The organism is Luteibacter sp. 329MFSha, from assembly GCF_900111665.1.
GTDB lineage: Bacteria > Pseudomonadota > Gammaproteobacteria > Xanthomonadales > Rhodanobacteraceae > Luteibacter.
In genome coordinates this window covers 189,373-205,464 of the sequence record NZ_FOJE01000002.1, presented here as the reverse complement: position 1 = coordinate 205,464, position 16,092 = coordinate 189,373, and the positions used below count along the sequence as shown (strand labels likewise).

At 69.3% G+C, this 16,092-nt stretch carries 13 protein-coding genes; 2 read left to right on the top strand and 11 right to left on the bottom strand.

Annotation, left to right across the window (positions count from 1 at the left end):
• Positions 1-32: 32 nt before the first annotated feature.
• The 11 genes from BMW54_RS12270 to BMW54_RS12220 form a co-directional block, all read right to left on the bottom strand.
• On the bottom strand, positions 33-1,727 hold the full coding sequence (locus BMW54_RS12270; RefSeq protein WP_090056335.1) for a BatD family protein: 1,695 nt from the start codon (positions 1,725-1,727) through the stop codon (positions 33-35).
• Entirely contained in the window at positions 1,724-3,643 is a 1,920-nt protein-coding gene (locus BMW54_RS12265) for a tetratricopeptide repeat protein (protein ID WP_090056334.1), read from the bottom strand. The genes BMW54_RS12270 and BMW54_RS12265 overlap by 4 nt, the downstream gene beginning before the upstream one ends.
• Positions 3,640-4,626 carry a VWA domain-containing protein gene (locus BMW54_RS12260; protein WP_090056331.1) on the bottom strand — a complete coding sequence of 329 codons (987 nt, stop codon included), beginning with the start codon at positions 4,624-4,626 and terminating at the stop codon, positions 3,640-3,642. The genes BMW54_RS12265 and BMW54_RS12260 overlap by 4 nt, the downstream gene beginning before the upstream one ends.
• A complete protein-coding gene (locus tag BMW54_RS12255) occupies positions 4,613-5,128 on the bottom strand; it encodes a DUF4381 domain-containing protein (protein ID WP_090056329.1) in 516 nt (171 codons plus the stop codon). Before BMW54_RS12255 ends, BMW54_RS12260 begins: the two co-directional genes overlap by 14 nt.
• Complete coding sequence (locus tag BMW54_RS12250; protein WP_090056327.1) at positions 5,128-6,045, bottom strand: DUF58 domain-containing protein; 918 nt, start codon at positions 6,043-6,045, stop codon at positions 5,128-5,130. Before BMW54_RS12250 ends, BMW54_RS12255 begins: the two co-directional genes overlap by 1 nt.
• Positions 6,042-7,034 (bottom strand): AAA family ATPase, encoded by a 993-nt coding sequence (locus BMW54_RS12245; protein WP_090056325.1) that lies wholly within the window; start codon positions 7,032-7,034, stop codon positions 6,042-6,044. The genes BMW54_RS12250 and BMW54_RS12245 overlap by 4 nt, the downstream gene beginning before the upstream one ends.
• A gap of 150 nt (positions 7,035-7,184) precedes the next feature.
• Positions 7,185-9,464, bottom strand: coding sequence for a type IV pilus secretin family protein (gene pilQ, locus BMW54_RS12240; protein ID WP_090057076.1), 2,280 nt, complete (start codon positions 9,462-9,464; stop codon positions 7,185-7,187).
• Positions 9,465-9,483: 19 nt separating this feature from the next.
• Entirely contained in the window at positions 9,484-10,011 is a 528-nt protein-coding gene (locus BMW54_RS12235) for a pilus assembly protein PilP (protein WP_090056323.1), read from the bottom strand.
• Positions 10,011-10,658 carry a type IV pilus inner membrane component PilO gene (gene pilO, locus BMW54_RS12230; RefSeq protein WP_090056320.1) on the bottom strand — a complete coding sequence of 216 codons (648 nt, stop codon included), beginning with the start codon at positions 10,656-10,658 and terminating at the stop codon, positions 10,011-10,013. Before pilO ends, BMW54_RS12235 begins: the two co-directional genes overlap by 1 nt.
• Positions 10,655-11,404: a PilN domain-containing protein gene (locus BMW54_RS12225; RefSeq protein WP_090056319.1), complete on the bottom strand. Its 750-nt coding sequence runs from the start codon at positions 11,402-11,404 to the stop codon at positions 10,655-10,657. The genes pilO and BMW54_RS12225 overlap by 4 nt, the downstream gene beginning before the upstream one ends.
• Positions 11,404-12,462: a pilus assembly protein PilM gene (locus BMW54_RS12220; protein WP_090056316.1), complete on the bottom strand. Its 1,059-nt coding sequence runs from the start codon at positions 12,460-12,462 to the stop codon at positions 11,404-11,406. Before BMW54_RS12220 ends, BMW54_RS12225 begins: the two co-directional genes overlap by 1 nt.
• 236 nt (positions 12,463-12,698) lie before the next feature.
• On the opposite strand from BMW54_RS12220, the gene BMW54_RS12215 reads away from it, so the two are divergent.
• The gene (locus tag BMW54_RS12215; protein WP_090056314.1) at positions 12,699-15,260 is read left to right on the top strand and encodes a penicillin-binding protein 1A; all 2,562 of its coding nucleotides are present in this window, start codon (positions 12,699-12,701) and stop codon (positions 15,258-15,260) included.
• Between the two features lie 58 nt (positions 15,261-15,318).
• Positions 15,319-15,981, top strand: a complete 663-nt coding sequence (locus BMW54_RS12210) for a hypothetical protein (RefSeq protein WP_090056311.1) — start codon at positions 15,319-15,321, stop codon at positions 15,979-15,981.
• The last annotated feature ends 111 nt before the right edge of the window (positions 15,982-16,092 follow it).

Genomic DNA, 16,092 nt, shown 5'->3' with positions numbered 1-16,092 from the left:
CCGCTCCCACGGCAACCCGCAGGTGGCGCGTATCAACGGGGATAGAGCGGCGGCAGGGCCTCGTCGCTCTTCGCTGCCGAGGGCGCCCAATCGAAGCCCTTCGCGAACGCCTCCCGCAGCTTCGGGCCGGACGCCTCGCCATCCGCGAAACGGGCACGCTGCAGCATCGCGATCGCCTCGCGCTGCGGCCCCTCGCGCAGGGCCGCGGAAAGCGCGCCGAGCGAATGGATGGAAGGACGCACGATACGGGCCCAGCGCAGCAACGCATGTTCCGCCTCGGCCAGGCCACCGCCGGCGGCGACCTTGAGGAATTGCTCATGCGCGGGCTTTTCGCGAACGATCTCGGGCTTCGGCCGCGGTTCGACGGCGACGCCTCGTCCACCGTGCCGGCGCGCCAGCACGAACCACGCGACCAGCGTCGCGAGCCAGAGCGAGAGGACGGCGACGAACAGCCAGCGCCACGTCGAGCCACCGCCTGTCCCCACGGCAGGAGCGGGAGCGGACGTGCCCGCCGCTGCCGGCGCGGCCGCGCCGCCCGCCGTCGGGGACGCCGGCACGGACGCCTGCGTCGCGCCCGCGGCGGTCACCTCGATGTCGTGCGCGGGCACCGTCGCCACTTCGGGCTTGTCGGTGACCACGTTCCACCAGTGCAGCGTGGTGGCGGGAATGTGCAGCGTGCCGGGGCGCGTTGGCACGACGGCGAAACCCTGCTGGCGGCGACCGGTCACCCAGGCGCTACTGCTTCCGCCACCCGTCACGGCCTTGTCCGGATAGACGTCCGCACCGTCGAGCTTCGGCAGCGAGAGCGCCGGCAACGCCTCGAACGGCATGCCCGTCGCGTCGAGCCGCATGGTCAGCGTCACCGGCTGCCCCACGCGCGCCTTGCCGTCCGCGGGGATGCCTTCGAGGGTGAGCTTCAGCTCGCGAGCGGGAATCCATGCGCCGCCGGCGGCGCCATCGGGGCGCGCGCGCACGTCGACGCGCACGCGCTCGGCGACGGCGTTCACCGGTTCGCCCGCGCCGAAGAACGAGGTGGCATCGGTCGGGTCGACCGCGGTGCCCTGGAACGTGGGCGGCTGGATGTCCAGCGTACCCGCGTGCTGCGGGAAGATCGCGTAGTGCCGCTCGACGACGTTGAAGCGGCGACCGCCGCGCATGGTCTGGTAATTGGCGTCCTGCCCGATGCGCCGCACCTCGGCGCCTTCCGCCGAGGGATCGCCAAGCTGGCCGTCGGCGAGATTGACGGCGAAATAAAGTCGCAGCGTGTAATCGATCTGCTGGCCCACATACGCGGTAGAGGGATCGGCCTTGCCTTCGAGCGCGACGGGTCGGCCCTCGGCCGTTGCCGCGCCGGTGTCGGTCGACGCCGCGACATCGACCGACACCGGCTGCGTCGACTGCCCGCCAATGGCCAGCGCGGGCACCGTGAGGTGCCCTTCGCGACGCGGGCGCAGGGCGATCCCGAGGATGGTTCGCGCCTCGCGTTTGCCGTTGACGATGCTCAAGGTGTGATTGGTCGACGTGCCCAGCACGACGAAGTCGGACATCAACGGCGACAGATCGGGCGAACCGTCCGCCTCGTCCGCCACCTCGATGTTGAGCGTGACGGTCTCGCCAAGCCCGACCTTGCTGCGGTCGAGCGTGGCGACCGGCGCCGCTCCCTGGGCCATCGCCATGAAGGGAATGCAGCAGAGCACGAAGGCGAGCAGTCGCGCACGTCGCTTCATTCTTCCGGCTCCGCGCCGTGACGGCGTTGGTACTCGAGCATGAACTTCCTCCTCAACAGGCCACCCGGATCGTCGGGCACGCGCATGAGCGCGCGCTGCACGTCCGGCGGCAGCTTCGACGCGGCGTCCTTCGCGGAGACCGCACCGAGGTCGTGATCTTCCTCGCCTTTCTTTCCATCCTTGCCCTCGCCCTGCGCCGCCAGCTTCGCGTCCATCTGCCGCTTGAGGGCGTCCTGCGCCTGTTTCGCCTGCGCCTGCTCGGCCTGCGACTTCGTCGCGGCGTCGCCCTGGGGCGCCTGCCCCTTGCCGCCGTCCTTGCCGCGATCGCCGCCTTCGCCCTCGCCCGCCTTGTCCTTCGCACCCTGCGTATCGCCGGCGTCGTCCTTTCCGTCGGCGCCAGACTGCTGCCCACTCTGACCGTTCTGGCCGTCCTTGCCGTCCTGCTGGCCCTGCTGCTGATCCTTCTGCTGGCCGCCGGACGGCGGTTGCCGATCCTTGTCGTTCTGGCCCTTGCCGCCCTGCTTGTCCTTGTCCTTCGAGTCTTTCTGTTGTTGCTTCTGCTTCGCGAGGAAATCTTCGACGGCCTTGCGGTTCGCCGCCGCGTCGGCGTTCGACGGATCGGCCTTCAGCGCGCGATCGTAGGCCGCGATCGCCTCCTCGTACCGCTGCTGCTTCGCCAGCGCGTTGCCGAGGTTGTACTGCGCGTCGGTGCCCTGACCGTGCGCGAGCGCGGCCTCCGCCGCCGGATAATCCCCCGCGCGATACGCGGCGGCGCCACGCATTGCCTCGCCCTGCGCCAGCGACTGCGCGCGTTTCGCATCGCCGTCAGCCAAGGCGCGCGCGGCCTGCTGGTCGCGTGTGCGGAACAGATCGGCGATGCCGTCCGCGCGGGCCGGCGACAGGGGAACGAAGGCAAGCGCCAGCACGAGCAGCCAGCCGCGGCGAAACGCGAGCGCGACGATCGGGAGCAACGGCAGCAACAGCCACGGTCCGCGATCCTGCCACTGGCCGGATGCCGCGCCCTCGACCGCCTTGCCGTCGCCCTCGTTGGTCAGCTCGCCGGCGAGCGCCGCGACGTCGGACCCACCGTCGGCGATGGGCACGAACCGGCCGCCGCCGGCGCTGGCGACGGCCGCGAGCGACACGTCGTCGCGTCCGGCCATGACGACGTCGCCGCGGGCGTCCTTGAGGAAACCGCCGTCGTCGGCCGGAATCGGGCCGCCGCGCGTCGTGCCCACGCCCAGTACCGACACGCGATCGCCAGCGGCACGCGCGCGGCGCGCGGCGGCGACGGCCGCGTCATCGGCACGGTCGGTCACGAGCACGATCGAACCACCGCGCAGGTCGGCGCGACGGATCAGGTCGGCCGCCTGGTCGATCGCCTTGCCCGGGTCGTCGCCGTCCACCGGCATGGTGTCGGGCGCGAGCGCCGTCAGCAGATCGTCGACGCTGTGGGCGTCGGTGGTCAGCGGCGCCACCGTGAACGCCTCGCCCGTATAGGCGATCAGCGCGTTCATGCCGTCGCGGTTCGCCGCGTAGAGCTCGCGCACCTTGTAACGCGCGCGGCTCAGACGGTCGGGAACGATGTCGTGCGACGACATGTCCGGCGACATCGACACGACGACCACCTGTGCCGCCCGCTCGGCGAAGAGCGGCTGCGACTGGCGATCCCACGCCGGGCCCGCGAGCGCGAGGATGGCGAGCACCGCGGCCGTGGCGAACGCGGCGACGGGCGCCCGCGACGTGGACGCCTTGCCGTCGAGCAGGTGCGGTAGCAGCTCGGGATCGGCGAGGCGGGCGAGCACGCGCTGACTCGCGGGCCGCCGGCCGATGAACCAGGCGATCGCGGGGACCGCCACGAGGAGCCACAGCCAACGAGGCTCGATGAAATGGAACGAGCCGAACCAGGCGCTCATGCGTGGGCCCTCCCGCCGACGTAGCGCGGCAGCGCGGCGAGGCCGAACAGGATCAGCGCGACGATCAGCGGCCAGCGGAACAGCTCGTAGCGGGGACGCAGCGAGGCGCCCTCCTGCGGAACAGGCTCGAGCGCGTCGATCGCGCGGTAGGCCTGCGCGAGCTGGTCCGTATCGGTCGCGCGGAAGAAACGCCCGCCGGTCTGGTTGGCGATGTCTGTGAGCATGCCGACGTCCAGATCCGCGGACGGATTGACCACGCGGCTGCCGAAGAAATCGGGAACGCGCATCGCGTTCGCGCCGATGCCGATCGTGTAGACGCGCACGCCCGCGGCCTTCGCGGCGCGAGCCGCCTCGCGCGGCGCGATCGAACCGGCGTTGTTCACGCCATCGGTGAGGAGCACGACGACGCGCGCCTGTTCCGGCATTTCCGCGAGGCGCTTCACCGCGACGGCGAGCGCGTCGCCGATCGCGGTTTCGCGACCCGGCAGTCCGACGACCGCGCCATGCAGCTGCGCTCGCACGGCGTCCAGGTCGTACGTCAGCGGCGTGACGAGGTAGGCCTGCGAACCGAACAGGATGAGGCCGAGTTCGTCGCCGGCGCGCCGGTCGATGAAGTCGCCCGCGATCGCTTCCACGGCGGCGAAGCGCGTGACCTGCCTGCCGGCGAGCTGCATGTCGTCGAGCGACATGCTGCCCGAGAGGTCGACGGCGAGCATGGTGGCGCGGCCGCTGCGGCGCTGCGGCTCGGGTGGACCAAGGTGCTGCGGACGCGCCGCGGCCACGACGAGGCAGAGCCACGCGAGCGCGAGGAGCAGCGTCGCGGCGAACGGTGCGCGCGCCAGCGACGCCTGGACGAGCGCGATGCCGGGCTGCGGGAGGTTTAGGGCCTGCGCCGGCTTTACCGGACGGAGCACATGACGGAGCAGCCACGGCAGCGGCAGGGCGAGGAACATCCACGGCCACGCGAATTCAGGAAGCGACATGCGTGCGCCTCCCGTTGGCGACATGACGCCATGACGGCGACGGCCTGCGCATCGCGGCGCGCGCCCAGGCCTCGACGACGCGCGCCGTCGCGTCGACGTCGATGTCGACGTCGCGCCGGTACTTCGCCGTGTCGAGAGCGGACACCGCGGCGATGTCGTGCTTCGGCGCCATCGTCGAGAGCGCGGCGCGCCATGCGTCGCCGCTGAGCGTCACGCTGTGCGCGTCGCGCGTACGCGCGATGCGCCGCACGAGTTCGCTCGCGCTTGCCGCGAACGCGCCGGCATCGCCATCGGTCGCGTAGCGTGCGCGCGCGTCGCGCAGTCCGGCGAGTGCCGCGTCGACGTGCCGCTTCCATGCACGCCGGCGACGCAGCCACAGGACGACGACGACGCAGGCGACCGCGAGCAGGCAGAGCAGGATCCACCAGCCAGGCGCCAGCGGCCACCACGGCGAGATGTGCGGGACATGGATGTCGCGCAGTTCGGGACCGTTCGTGGGCATCAGCGCGTCCTCGCGCCCAGCAGGGCGACGATCGCGTCGAGCGGATCGGCACTGGTGTCGAGCGTGCGTTCGCGCAGACCGAGCCCCGTGCAGAGCGCGGTCAGGCGACGATGGCCTTCGCCAAGGCTCCGCGCGAAATCCTCGCGCTGTCGTTCGCCCTGCAACACGACGTCGTAGTGCACGCCGCGATGCGCGAAGGGATAGCGGCCGGCCGGCGGCTGCGCAAGCTCGAGCGGGTCGGCGACGTTGAGTACCGCGACCTCGGCCTTGGCGACGAGGCCGAGCATGCGGCCGCGCGCGGCGTCGTCGACGGCGAAGCCATCGCTCACGATGAGGACGCGGGAGGCGCCATGCATCAGCCGGCCGGCGCGCTGGAGGGCGGCGGACAGCGTTTCATCGTCACCCGGAGGCAACGCGTCCCACGCGGCGATGGCACCCGCGACCGCGAGCGCGCCGCGCGCACCGCCTTGCGGACGCAACAGCTGGCGCTGTCCACCGAAGGCGAGCACGCCCACGCGATCGGCGCCGCGCACGGCGTACCACGCGGCCATGGCCGCGGCGCGCGCGGCCTGCACCGATTTGAACCGCGTACGCGTGCCGAAGCGCATGCTCGCATTGGTATCGAGCAGGATCAGCAGGCGGCCTTCGCGTTCCTCCTGGAACAGCTTCGTATGCGCCACGCCACTGCGGGCGGTGAGGCGCCAGTCCATGCGACGGACGTCGTCGCCGGCCTGGTAGACGCGCGATTCCGCGTAGTCCATGCCGCGCCCGTGCAGACGGCCGGGGCGCTGACCGGCACGCTGCGCGCGCGAGACGACCGGCGGTGCCGGTGCGCGCGCGACGCGCGAACGCAACGCGATGAGGTCGGGCAGCGACACGCGGACGCGCCCATCGGCAACGGGGGCGACGGCGTTCACGGCAGCGGCACGAGGTCCAGCAGGCGGTCGATCACCGCGTCGATGCGCACGCCCTCGGCCTCCGCCTCGTAGCTCGGGAGCACGCGGTGGCGCAGCACTTCGTGCGCGATGGCATGGATGTCTTCCGGCAGGACGTAATCGCGGCGCGCGAGCCACGCGTGCGCGCGGGCGCAGCGATCGAGTGCGATCGTGGCGCGCGGGCTGGCGCCCCAGGCGATCCAGCGGGCGAGCTCCGCGCCGTACTTGCCCGCCTCGCGCGTGGCGACGACGAGTTGCGTGATGTAGCGCTCGAGCGGCTCCGCCATGTGCACCGCCAGCACGGCGTCGCGGGCGGCGAAGACATCCTGCGGCGTCAGCATGTGGCGCGGCGGCGGTGTGGGGTGGAGGGCCTCGCGAGCCTGGTTCCGGGCCAGTCGCAGGATCGACAGCTCCGCGTCGGCATCGGGGTAGCCGATGGTGACGTGCATGAGGAAGCGGTCGAGCTGCGCCTCGGGCAGCGCGAACGTGCCCTCCTGCTCGATCGGGTTCTGGGTGGCCATCACCATGAAGAGATCCGGCAGCGGCCAGGTTCGCCGCCCGATCGTGATCTGCCGCTCGGCCATGGCCTCGAGCAAGGCCGACTGCACCTTGGCCGGGGCGCGATTGATCTCGTCGGCCAGCACGATGTTGTGGAACAACGGGCCCCGCTCGAATTCGAAGCTGCCGGTTTGCGGACGGAAGATGTCCGTGCCGGTCAGGTCCGCGGGGAGCAGGTCGGGCGTGAACTGGATGCGGTGGAAATCGGCCTCGACGCGCGTGGCGAGCGCCTTGATGGCCGTGGTCTTGGCCAGCCCCGGTGCGCCTTCCACGAGCAGGTGCCCGTCGGCCAGCAGGGCGATCAGCAGGCACTCGACCAGATGGGGCTGGCCGATGATGCCTCGCGTCAGGTCGTCCCGCAGACGGACGAAGGCCTCCTGGAGAGGCGCGGGGGCGATCGGCAGGTCGGACATCGGTGGCACTTCCGCAAGAGTCTGAAGGTCCGATCAGACCACAGGAACCGGCGGAAGTTTAGGGCCGGAGGTCAGGAGTGGCGTGCCGGGCCACCCGGAAACGAGAAGGGCGGCCCGGAGGCCGCCCTTCTCGTCGTCTCCAAAGCACGCTTACTGCAGCGTGTCGCTGAGGATGCGCGGGGTGACGAAGATCAGCAGCTCGGCCTTGTTGTTGCCGCGGTTCGTGCGGCGGAACAGCACGCCGATACCCGGAATGTCGCCCAGACCGGGCACCTTGTCGGTGGTGTTGGTCTTGGTGATCTCGTAGATGCCGCCGAGGACGACCGTCTGGCCGTTGTCGACGAGCACCGACGTGTTGATCTCGCGGGTGTCGATCGAGGGGACGAAGCCACCGCCCGGCGACGGCGTGTTGCCCGCGAGGGCGTCCTTCTTCACGTTGATCTTCAGGTAGACGCGGCTGTCGGCGGTGATCGTCGGGGTCACGCGCAGCTCGAGCACGGCGTCCTTGAACTGGACCGTCGCGTTCTGCGCACCACCGCCGGAGCTGGATGCCTGGTAGGTCACGTAGCCGATCTGCGTACCCTGCTTGATCACGGCTTCCTGCTGGTTCGCCGTGATCACGCGCGGGCTGGAGATCACTTCGCTGCGGCCCTCGGTCTGCGCCGCCGACAGTTCGAGGTCGACGAGGTAGTTCGCGCCGAGGATCGCGAGGCCGATGCTACCCGCGGGGTTGGAGACCGGCAGGTTGACGTTGTACCCGCCCGGCAGCGTGTAGGGATCGCGGGTCGGCAGGTTGCCCGTGGCACCGTTGGCGAGGTACTGGTTGACCGAGTTGGCGTAGTTGACGTCGCTGTTGTGGACGCTGGTGACCAGCCCACCCGTACCGCCGGCCTCCGTACCCGTACCGCCGCTGGAAAGATCGGGCGACGTACCGACGATCTGGTTCGCATTGTTGTGATAGAAGCCCTGCGCGCCCCAGCGCACACCCAGCTGACGGGTGAACTGGTCGGTCGCCACCACGATGCGGGACTCGATCAACACCTGCTGTACCGGGCGATCGAGCGTGCCGATCAGCTCGCGCAGGTCGCGGATCTTGTCGGGCGTGTCGTTGATCAGGAGCGTGTTCGTGCGATCGTCGAAGGAGACGCTGCCACGCGCCGACAGGAATCCACGAGCGACGTTGCCGCCGCTGCTGCCACCGCCGCCCTGCATGCTGCCCGAGGTCAGCAGCTTGGCGATGTCTTCCGCCTTGCCGTAGCTGATCGGGATGTAATCGGAGATGAGCTCGGCCGAGTCCTCCGCCTTCTGGCGCGCGTCGGCGAGGCTCTGCTCGTAGGCAGCCAGCTCGTTCTGCGGCGCGATCCAGACAACGTTGCCGCTGCGGCGCTTGTCGAGGCCCTTGGCGCGCAGGATCACGTCCAGCGCCTGGTCCCACGGCGTATTCACGAGGCGCAGGGTCACGCTGCCACCGACGCTGTCGGAAGCGACCAGGTTCAGCTTGGCCTCGTCGGCGATGAGCTGCAGGGCGGACCGGACCGGAATGTCCTGGAAATTGAACGTCAGTCGCGAACCGGAATAGGTCGGTTCCTGACCCTTGGCGGCCTTGCCGACCGGCGTCGCCACCTTCTTCGGCGCGACTTCGATCGCGTACTCCGTGCCGTTCTGGTAGGCGGACACCTCGACGTCACCGCGCGTGCGGATGTCGAGACGCGCACCGCCGGGACGGGAGCTCGGCTCGATCGCCTGGACCGGCGTCGCGAAATCCAGCACGTCGAGGCGCTTGGAAAGGTTCGGCGGCAGCGTGGCGCCCGGCAGGCTGACCACGACGCGATCGCCTTCGCGATGCATCTCCGGGGTCGACGCGGCGTTGCCGAGCGTCACCAGGACACGGCCCTCGCCGTTCTGGCCGCGGCGGAAGTCGATGTTCGACAGCGGCGTGCCCGCGCTGGACGGCAGGGCCTTCGTCGGGTCGGAGACGATGGCCGTCGTCGTCGTGGCGGCCGAGGGCCCGTTGTTGACGGTGACGACCAGGTTCTTGCCGCTGACGCTGGTCTTGTACGCGGAGTCACGGAACAGCTCCACCGTGACGCGCGTGCGGCCGCCGGCGGAAACGACGGAAACCCCGGACGTGGCACCCTTGTTGATGTCGATGTGGCGCGTGCTGTACGCGTTGGTCGTATCGGCGAGGTCGATCGCGATGCGTGGCGGGTTGCTGGTCGTGAAGACCTTCGGATCAGGAGCCCGCTCGGAGAACGCGAGCGTGAGCTGCACGCGGCCGCCCGGCTGCGCGTCGTAGGTCACGTTTTGCAGCGCGTTGGCGGCCGATGCGGTGCCGGCGAAGGCACCGGTCACGGCCAGCGCGGCGCCGAGGATCCAGCGGCGCGACCGATGGCGCGCGCTACCCGGCAGATGATTGGATTTGGTCGTCATGTGCGTCATCCCCGAGTTCTTATTTTTCACCGACCGCGATGCTTGCCGGACGCTCCATCCAGCCGCCGCTGCCGTTCGGCACCAGCTCGACCAGATCGATGCGATCCTCCCCGACGGCGGTGATACGGCCGTAGGCCTGCCCCATGTACTCATTACGGTGGACGCGATGGATCACCCCACCGGGATCCTTCACGAGCGCCTCCAGGCTGGACCCAGCACCAACCGTGCCAACCATCTTCAGGCTGTCGAGCGTGAACATCTCGAGCGGCTCCTTGGGGCGGTTCTCGTCGGGGCGCGGACCCGTCGATGCGCTCGTGTCCATTTCAGCCGTGCTGGGGCTGAAAGGATCGCGCGCACCCTGGTCCTGGTAAGCGAACGTTTCGAACGTGCGGATCACGGGGAGAGGCGGAATCGGCTCGCCCTTCTTGTGCTTCTCGGCATCGACCCACTCGCGCAGGTCCGACGTGCCGCGGGTGCACCCCGCGAGCGCGAGCGCGCCGAACAGCGCGACGGCGAGAGGGCGGACGATGGCATGCATGCGCGTCATCACTTCGCCCCCTGGCCCGGCGTCGCCGGTTTGGCTGTTTCGTCGTCCTCGAGGTAGCGGTACGTCTTCACGGTGCCCTGGAGGACCAGCTGGCCGGCGCCGCCGCTCTTGCTGTCCTTGTCCTTAGGGCTCAGGGAGACGTCGTGCAGCGTCAGAATCACGACGCGTGGCAACGAGGCCACGCCACTGATGAACGTGCCGAACTGGTGATACGTGCCAACCATGCGCAGCGTGATCGGCTTTTCGGCGTAGAAATCCTTCGGCGTCTCGGGGCCGGGCTGGAACAGCTCGGTCTCGATGCCCGAGGCGAGCGCCGTCTGCGAGATGTCGATGAGCAGCTCGGGCATCTCGGTACGGCTCGGCAGCTGGCGAAGCAGCGTGCGCAGCATGTCCTGCATGTCGGCGAGTTGCTGTTCCAGGGCCTCGAGGTTCGCGGCCTTGGCCTGCTTCTTCGAGAATTCCGCCTTGAGCGACTCTTCCTGGGCTTCCGCCTGTTCGAGGTCGTCCTGCTGCGTGCTGATCTGGAAATACCAGCCTCCGAGCAGCACGACGACGAACACGAGGCCCGTGAAGAACATCTTGACCGACTTCGGCCAGCCGCCAACGTTGTGGCGGTCGAGATTGCGCAGATCGTCGAGGAACTTCATGGCTTGGCTCCCGTCGGAGCCGCCGCGGGCGCTGGCGTCGTCACCCCGGCTGGCTGGGCGGCAGGCCCCGCGGCCACGGGAGCCGGGGACGCGGGCTGACCGGTCGCCGCCTGAGCGGCCTGCGCCAGCGGGGCCGGAACGGCGGCGGGCGCCGCCGGAGCCGCGCTGGTCGACGAGCCCGCGGGCGCGGCGCCATCGGCCTCGCCCGGCTTGTTCAGGCGAACGTCGAGCCCGAAGCTATACGGCATGCGCGAGGCATCGTGCGTGTTTTCCGTCTTGCGCAGGTCGGCATGCCCCATCCACGGGGACGCCTCGATGTTGCGCATGTACTCGGCGACGCTGGAGTTCGACTGGGAGACTCCGTCCAGCGACATCGAGTCGCCCGACTGCTTCATGCCGGAGAGCCGCGCGCTGGCGGGAATCGTCTTCACCATTTCGTCGAACAGGTGGACCATCTGGGAGCGATTCGCCTGGAGCTGCTCGATGATCTGCTTGCGCTGGAGCAGGTCGGAGCGGACCTTCTCGAGGTCCTTGATCTTCGTGATGCGGTCGTCCAGCTGCTTGATCTCGGCCTGGAGGTACGCGTTGCGCTCCCCCTGGTTCTCGATGCGCGCGTCCATCCAGAACGACCACGCAATCAACGCGACGAGCGCCGCGGCGAACGCGACGCCCAGCTGGATGTAGAACTCCCTTTCCCTTTGCTTGCGGCGCTCCGCGCGCCAGGGGAGCAGGTTTATGCGTGCCATCAGTCGAAGCTCCTCATGGCCAGGCCGACGGCGATCATCAACGCGGGGGCGTCCTGGGCCAGGGTCTGCGCCTGCACGCGGCTGGAAAGCGCCATGCGCGCCAGCGGGTTGGCGACGACGCAAGGCACGCCCAGCTGCTGCTCGAGCAGTTCGGTGATGCCTTCGATGGCGGCGCAGCCGCCGGCGAGCACGACCTGGTCGACGCGGCTGTATTCGCTGCCCGCGAAGAAGAACTGGAGCAGGCGGCTGACCTGCTGGACGAGCGATTCCTTGAACGGCTCGAGGGCCTCGGACTCGTACGACTCGGGCAGGCCGCCCTTGCGCTTGGCGCGGCCGGCTTCCTCGTAGGAGAGACCGTAGCGGCGCATGATCTCGTCGGTCAGCTGCTTGCCGCCGAAGACCTGCTCGCGGGAGTAGATGGTGCGCTGGTTCTTCAGGACGGCCAGCGTCGTCATGGTCGCGCCGATGTCCACGACGGCGACCAGTGCGTCGCGGGAGACCGCGAGCTGGTCGGCCACCATGCCGAAGGCGTTCTCCATGGCGAAGGCCTCGACGTCGACGACCCGGGCGGTGAGACCGCCCAGGTCGAGCGCGGCGATGCGCATGTCCACGTTCTCCGTCCGCGAGGCGGCGAGGAGGACGTTGTTCATCTCGGGATTGTCGCGAACGGGGCCCAGCACCTCGAAATCGAGGCTCACTTCCTCGATCGGGTACGGAATGTACTGGTTGGCCTCGACCTGGATCTGACCTTCGAGGTCATCTTCCGAGAGGTCGGCCGACATGGGGATGATGCGGGTGATCACGGCCGAACCGGCCACGGCGGCGGCGGCGTGCCGCACCTTGGCCCCCGACCGGGCCAGGGCGCGCCGGATGGCCTCGCCCACGGCCTCGACCTCGACGATGTTCTTTTCCACCACCGCGTTGGGCGGCAAGGGTTCGACAGCGTAATGTTCGACGCGATAGCGTCCGCCGGCTTGGCTGAGTTGAAGCAGCTTTACCGCGGTCGAGCTTATGTCGACACCGATCAACGGTGCCGCTTTGGGTGTAAAGAGCCCCACGTTGTCCCCCTTCCCCGCGCCTTGTCGGAATTTGGTCTTCGGCGCGAGGGCATTAAATCTAAAACTTAACGGATTAGCAACGGGCCTCGGAGCCGCTTACCGGCACTAATTCACAAATCGAGTCACCGGGTTAGCGAACCCCCTTCACACCGGGTCGAAAGATCGCGCGGGCCGCCCCCGACCCGGTCAGGCTCTATACTCGCGCTCGACCACACGGCGGTGAGCCCCACTTTTCCATGCGAATCCTCAAGCGTCTGCTGCGCTATGCGCTGTACCTGGCACTGGCCGGCATCCTGTTCGTGGCGGGCGCCATCGGCGTGGCCTACTGGCTCCTGGCCCCGCGCCTGCCCTCGGTGGCGGTGCTCCGCGACTACCACATGCAGGTTCCCCTACGCGTCCTCAGCTCGGACGGCCGCCTGATCGCCTCTTTCGGCGAGACCCGCCGCATCCCGGTCCGGATCGCCGACGTGCCCGCGCGACTGAAGAACGCCGTGCTTTCCGCCGAAGACGCGGATTTCTACAGCCACCCCGGCGTCGACTGGCATGGCATCGCGCGCGCCGGCATCCACGTCGTCCTCTCGGGCGGCGACAAGGGCCCCGGCGGCTCGACGATCACCCAGCAGGTGGCCCGCAACTTCTTCCTCAGCCCGGAGAAGCTCTACTCCCGCAAGCTGACGGAGATGTTCATCGCCCTGCGCATGGAAAACGAGCTGACGAAGGACCAGATCCTCGAGCTCTACATCAACAAGATGTTCCTCGGCCACCGCTCGTACGGCCTCGCGGCCGCCGCGGCCTACTACTACGGCAAGAACCTCGACCAGCTCACGGTGGCCGAGAGCGCCGCGCTGGCTTCCACCTTCCAGCTCCCCTCGGTGGTCAACCCACTGAACAACGGCAAGCGCCTCATCGCGCGCCGCAACTGGGTGCTTGGCCAGATGCTGGCCAACCGGTTCATCACCAAGGCCGAATACGACGAGGCGATCGACGAGCCGAACGACGCCTTCCCGCACGAACAGCAGATCGAGGTCGACGCCCCCTACCTCGCGGAAATGGTCCGCCAGCAGGTCCTGGAGAAGCTCGGCAACGACGCGCTGACCGAGGGCTACATCGTCCACACCACGGTGCCCAGCGACGGCCAGGCCGCCGCGAACGAGGCGCTGCGCAACCGGCTGTCGGCCTACGACCGCCGGCACGGCTACCGCGGACCCGAAGGTCACGAGGAACTTTCGGCCCAGGCCGGACCCGAAGACTACGACCGCGTTCTCGCGGGCTACACGAGCGTCGCGGGCATGATCCCCGGCATCGTCACGGAAACCGGCGCGAAGGAGGCCAAGGTGTACCTCTCGCCCAAGGAGACGGTCACGCTGAGCCTGGCATCGATGGCCTGGGCACGTCCCTACGTCAACGAAGGCCGGGCGGGCGCCGCCCCGACGCGCGCCGACGCCGTGCTCAAGCGCGGCGACGTGGTTCGCCTGTTCCACGCCGTGAAGGACGACGTCAACGAGGATGCCGCCACCGAGGAAGGCAAGCCGGCCGCGTCCGAGCCGGCCCAGCTGGAATGGCGCCTGACGCAGATTCCGGCGGTGCAGGCCGCGTTGGTGTCGCTCGATCCCGAGGACGGCGCCGTGCGCGCGCTCGTCGGCGGTTTCAGCTTCACGCGTTCGAAGTTCAACCGCGCCGTGATGGCTGCGCGCCAGCCCGGCTCGAGCTTCAAGCCCTACTTGTATTCCGCCGCCTTCGAGCGCGGCTTCACGCCGGCCTCGATCGTCAATGACGCCCCCGTCGCCTTCCCCGACCCGTCGCGCCCGGACGGCATGTGGACGCCGGCCAACGACGACAACAAGTTCAGCGGCCCGATGCGCCTGCGCGAAGCGCTGGTGCAGTCGAAGAACCTGGTCTCCGTCCGCCTGCTCGACGCCATGGGCCTGCGCTTCGCCCGCGAATACATGACGCGCTTCGGCTTCACGCCGGACGCGCTGCCGCAGAACCTGTCGCTGGCGCTGGGCACGGCATCGGTCTCGCCGATGAGCATGGCGCGGGGCTACGCGGTGTTCGCCAACGGCGGCTACCTGGTCACGCCGTACTTCATCTCGCGCATCGACGATCGCGACGGCAACCCGGTCTACGTCGCGAACCCCGAACGCGCGTGCGCCGAATGCCAGGAGCGCCTGCTCAATCCCACGCCGCCGGGCCCGCCCACGCAGGCCTCCACGGCGCTGATCCCGGCCCGCCCGGCGACGGCCGGCACCGCGGGCGGCGGCACCGGCGACGCGGTGCTGCCGGCGGACGCGCACGCCAACGCCTCGGAGGCGCCGAAGCTCGCGCCCCACGTGATCGACGTGCGCAACGATTACCTCGTCACCTCGCTTATGCAGGACGTGATCAAGCGCGGCACCGGTTCCGCCGCGAAGGCGCTGGGGCGCGACGACCTGGCCGGCAAGACCGGCTCCACGAACGATCACCGCGACGCGTGGTTCGTCGGGTTCAACGGCGACATCTCGTCGGCGGTGTGGGTCGGCTTCGACGACTTCAGCTCGCTGGGCCGCGGCGAATTCGGCGCCAAGGCGGCGTTGCCGATCTGGATGGACTACATGGGCGCCGTCCTCAAGGACAAGCCCTCGCACACGCTCGCCATGCCGCCCGGCATCGCGACGGTGCAGGTCGATCCGGGTTCGGGCCTGCCGTCGAACGGCGGCATGAACGAAATCATGAAGGTCGAGGACGTCGATCGTCTTCGCGAACAGGCGACGCAGAAGCAGCAGGAGGAACAGCAGGAACACGCCTACGACATCTTCTGACGCGCGCCGCGCGAGCGTGCGCGCGCCTGGTACACGAACACTTCAACGGGGGTGAGTCATGGCACGAGGCGAACACCACAGGATCCATGCCCAGGACCGGACGCAGCGCAACCGCGTCCTCGTCGCCCAGGAGGCGGCGCGCCTGATGAGCGAGCATGGCATCCGTGACTTCCACCACGCGAAACTCAAGGCCGCCGAGCGGCTCGGCATCGTCGACACCCAGGCGCTGCCCCGGAACAACGAGATCGAGGATGCGTTGCGCGAGCACCAGCGCATCTTCCACGCCGACACGCAGCCGCAGGCATTGCGCGCTCGCCGCGAGGCCGCCGTCGAAGCCATGCGCTTCATGCGCGCGTTCGATGCGCGCCTGGTCGGCGCCGTGCTCGAAGGCACGGCGGACGAACATTCGGCGGTCTGCCTGCACGTTTTCAGCGACGATCCGGAAGCCCCCGGGCTGTTCCTGCGCGAGCAGGGGATTCCGCTCGAGACCCAGAGCCGACGGCTGCGCTGGTCGAACCCGGGCGCGGATCAGGTCGATTACCCGGTGCTGCTGTTCGGCGCGGACGGCATTCCCTTCGACATCACGGTGCTGCCCGTCGACGCGCTGCGCCAGGCTCCGCTCGATCGCGTCGACGAAAGGCCCATGCGACGGGCGACGGCTTCGATGGTCCAGCAGCTGCTGGCGGAAGAGGACATCGCGGCGTTCGACGCGTCGAGTTGAAGGCGCCCTGCCGTCCTGTGGCTCCTGGCTTCAACGGCGTCGCGGCCAGGGCCGCTCCCACAAGAGCGTGTCGGCGGCCGTTATCCAAAAAAAACCCCGCTTTCGCGGGGT

Excerpts from the sequence above, each read along its gene's own strand:
- BMW54_RS12235 (WP_090056323.1), bottom strand. The coding sequence starts at position 10,011 with ATGACGCGCATGCATGCCATCGTCCGCCCTCTCGCCGTCGCGCTGTTC.
- BMW54_RS12225 (WP_090056319.1), bottom strand. The coding sequence starts at position 11,404 with ATGGCACGCATAAACCTGCTCCCCTGGCGCGCGGAGCGCCGCAAGCAA.
- BMW54_RS12270 (WP_090056335.1), bottom strand. The coding sequence starts at position 1,727 with ATGAAGCGACGTGCGCGACTGCTCGCCTTCGTGCTCTGCTGCATTCCC.
- BMW54_RS12265 (WP_090056334.1), bottom strand. The coding sequence starts at position 3,643 with ATGAGCGCCTGGTTCGGCTCGTTCCATTTCATCGAGCCTCGTTGGCTG.
- BMW54_RS12210 (WP_090056311.1), top strand. The coding sequence starts at position 15,319 with ATGGCACGAGGCGAACACCACAGGATCCATGCCCAGGACCGGACGCAG.
- BMW54_RS12255 (WP_090056329.1), bottom strand. The coding sequence starts at position 5,128 with ATGCCCACGAACGGTCCCGAACTGCGCGACATCCATGTCCCGCACATC.
- BMW54_RS12260 (WP_090056331.1), bottom strand. The coding sequence starts at position 4,626 with ATGTCGCTTCCTGAATTCGCGTGGCCGTGGATGTTCCTCGCCCTGCCG.
- pilQ (WP_090057076.1), bottom strand. The coding sequence starts at position 9,464 with ATGACGACCAAATCCAATCATCTGCCGGGTAGCGCGCGCCATCGGTCG.
- BMW54_RS12215 (WP_090056314.1), top strand. The coding sequence starts at position 12,699 with ATGCGAATCCTCAAGCGTCTGCTGCGCTATGCGCTGTACCTGGCACTG.
- pilO (WP_090056320.1), bottom strand. The coding sequence starts at position 10,658 with ATGAAGTTCCTCGACGATCTGCGCAATCTCGACCGCCACAACGTTGGC.
- BMW54_RS12245 (WP_090056325.1), bottom strand. The coding sequence starts at position 7,034 with ATGTCCGACCTGCCGATCGCCCCCGCGCCTCTCCAGGAGGCCTTCGTC.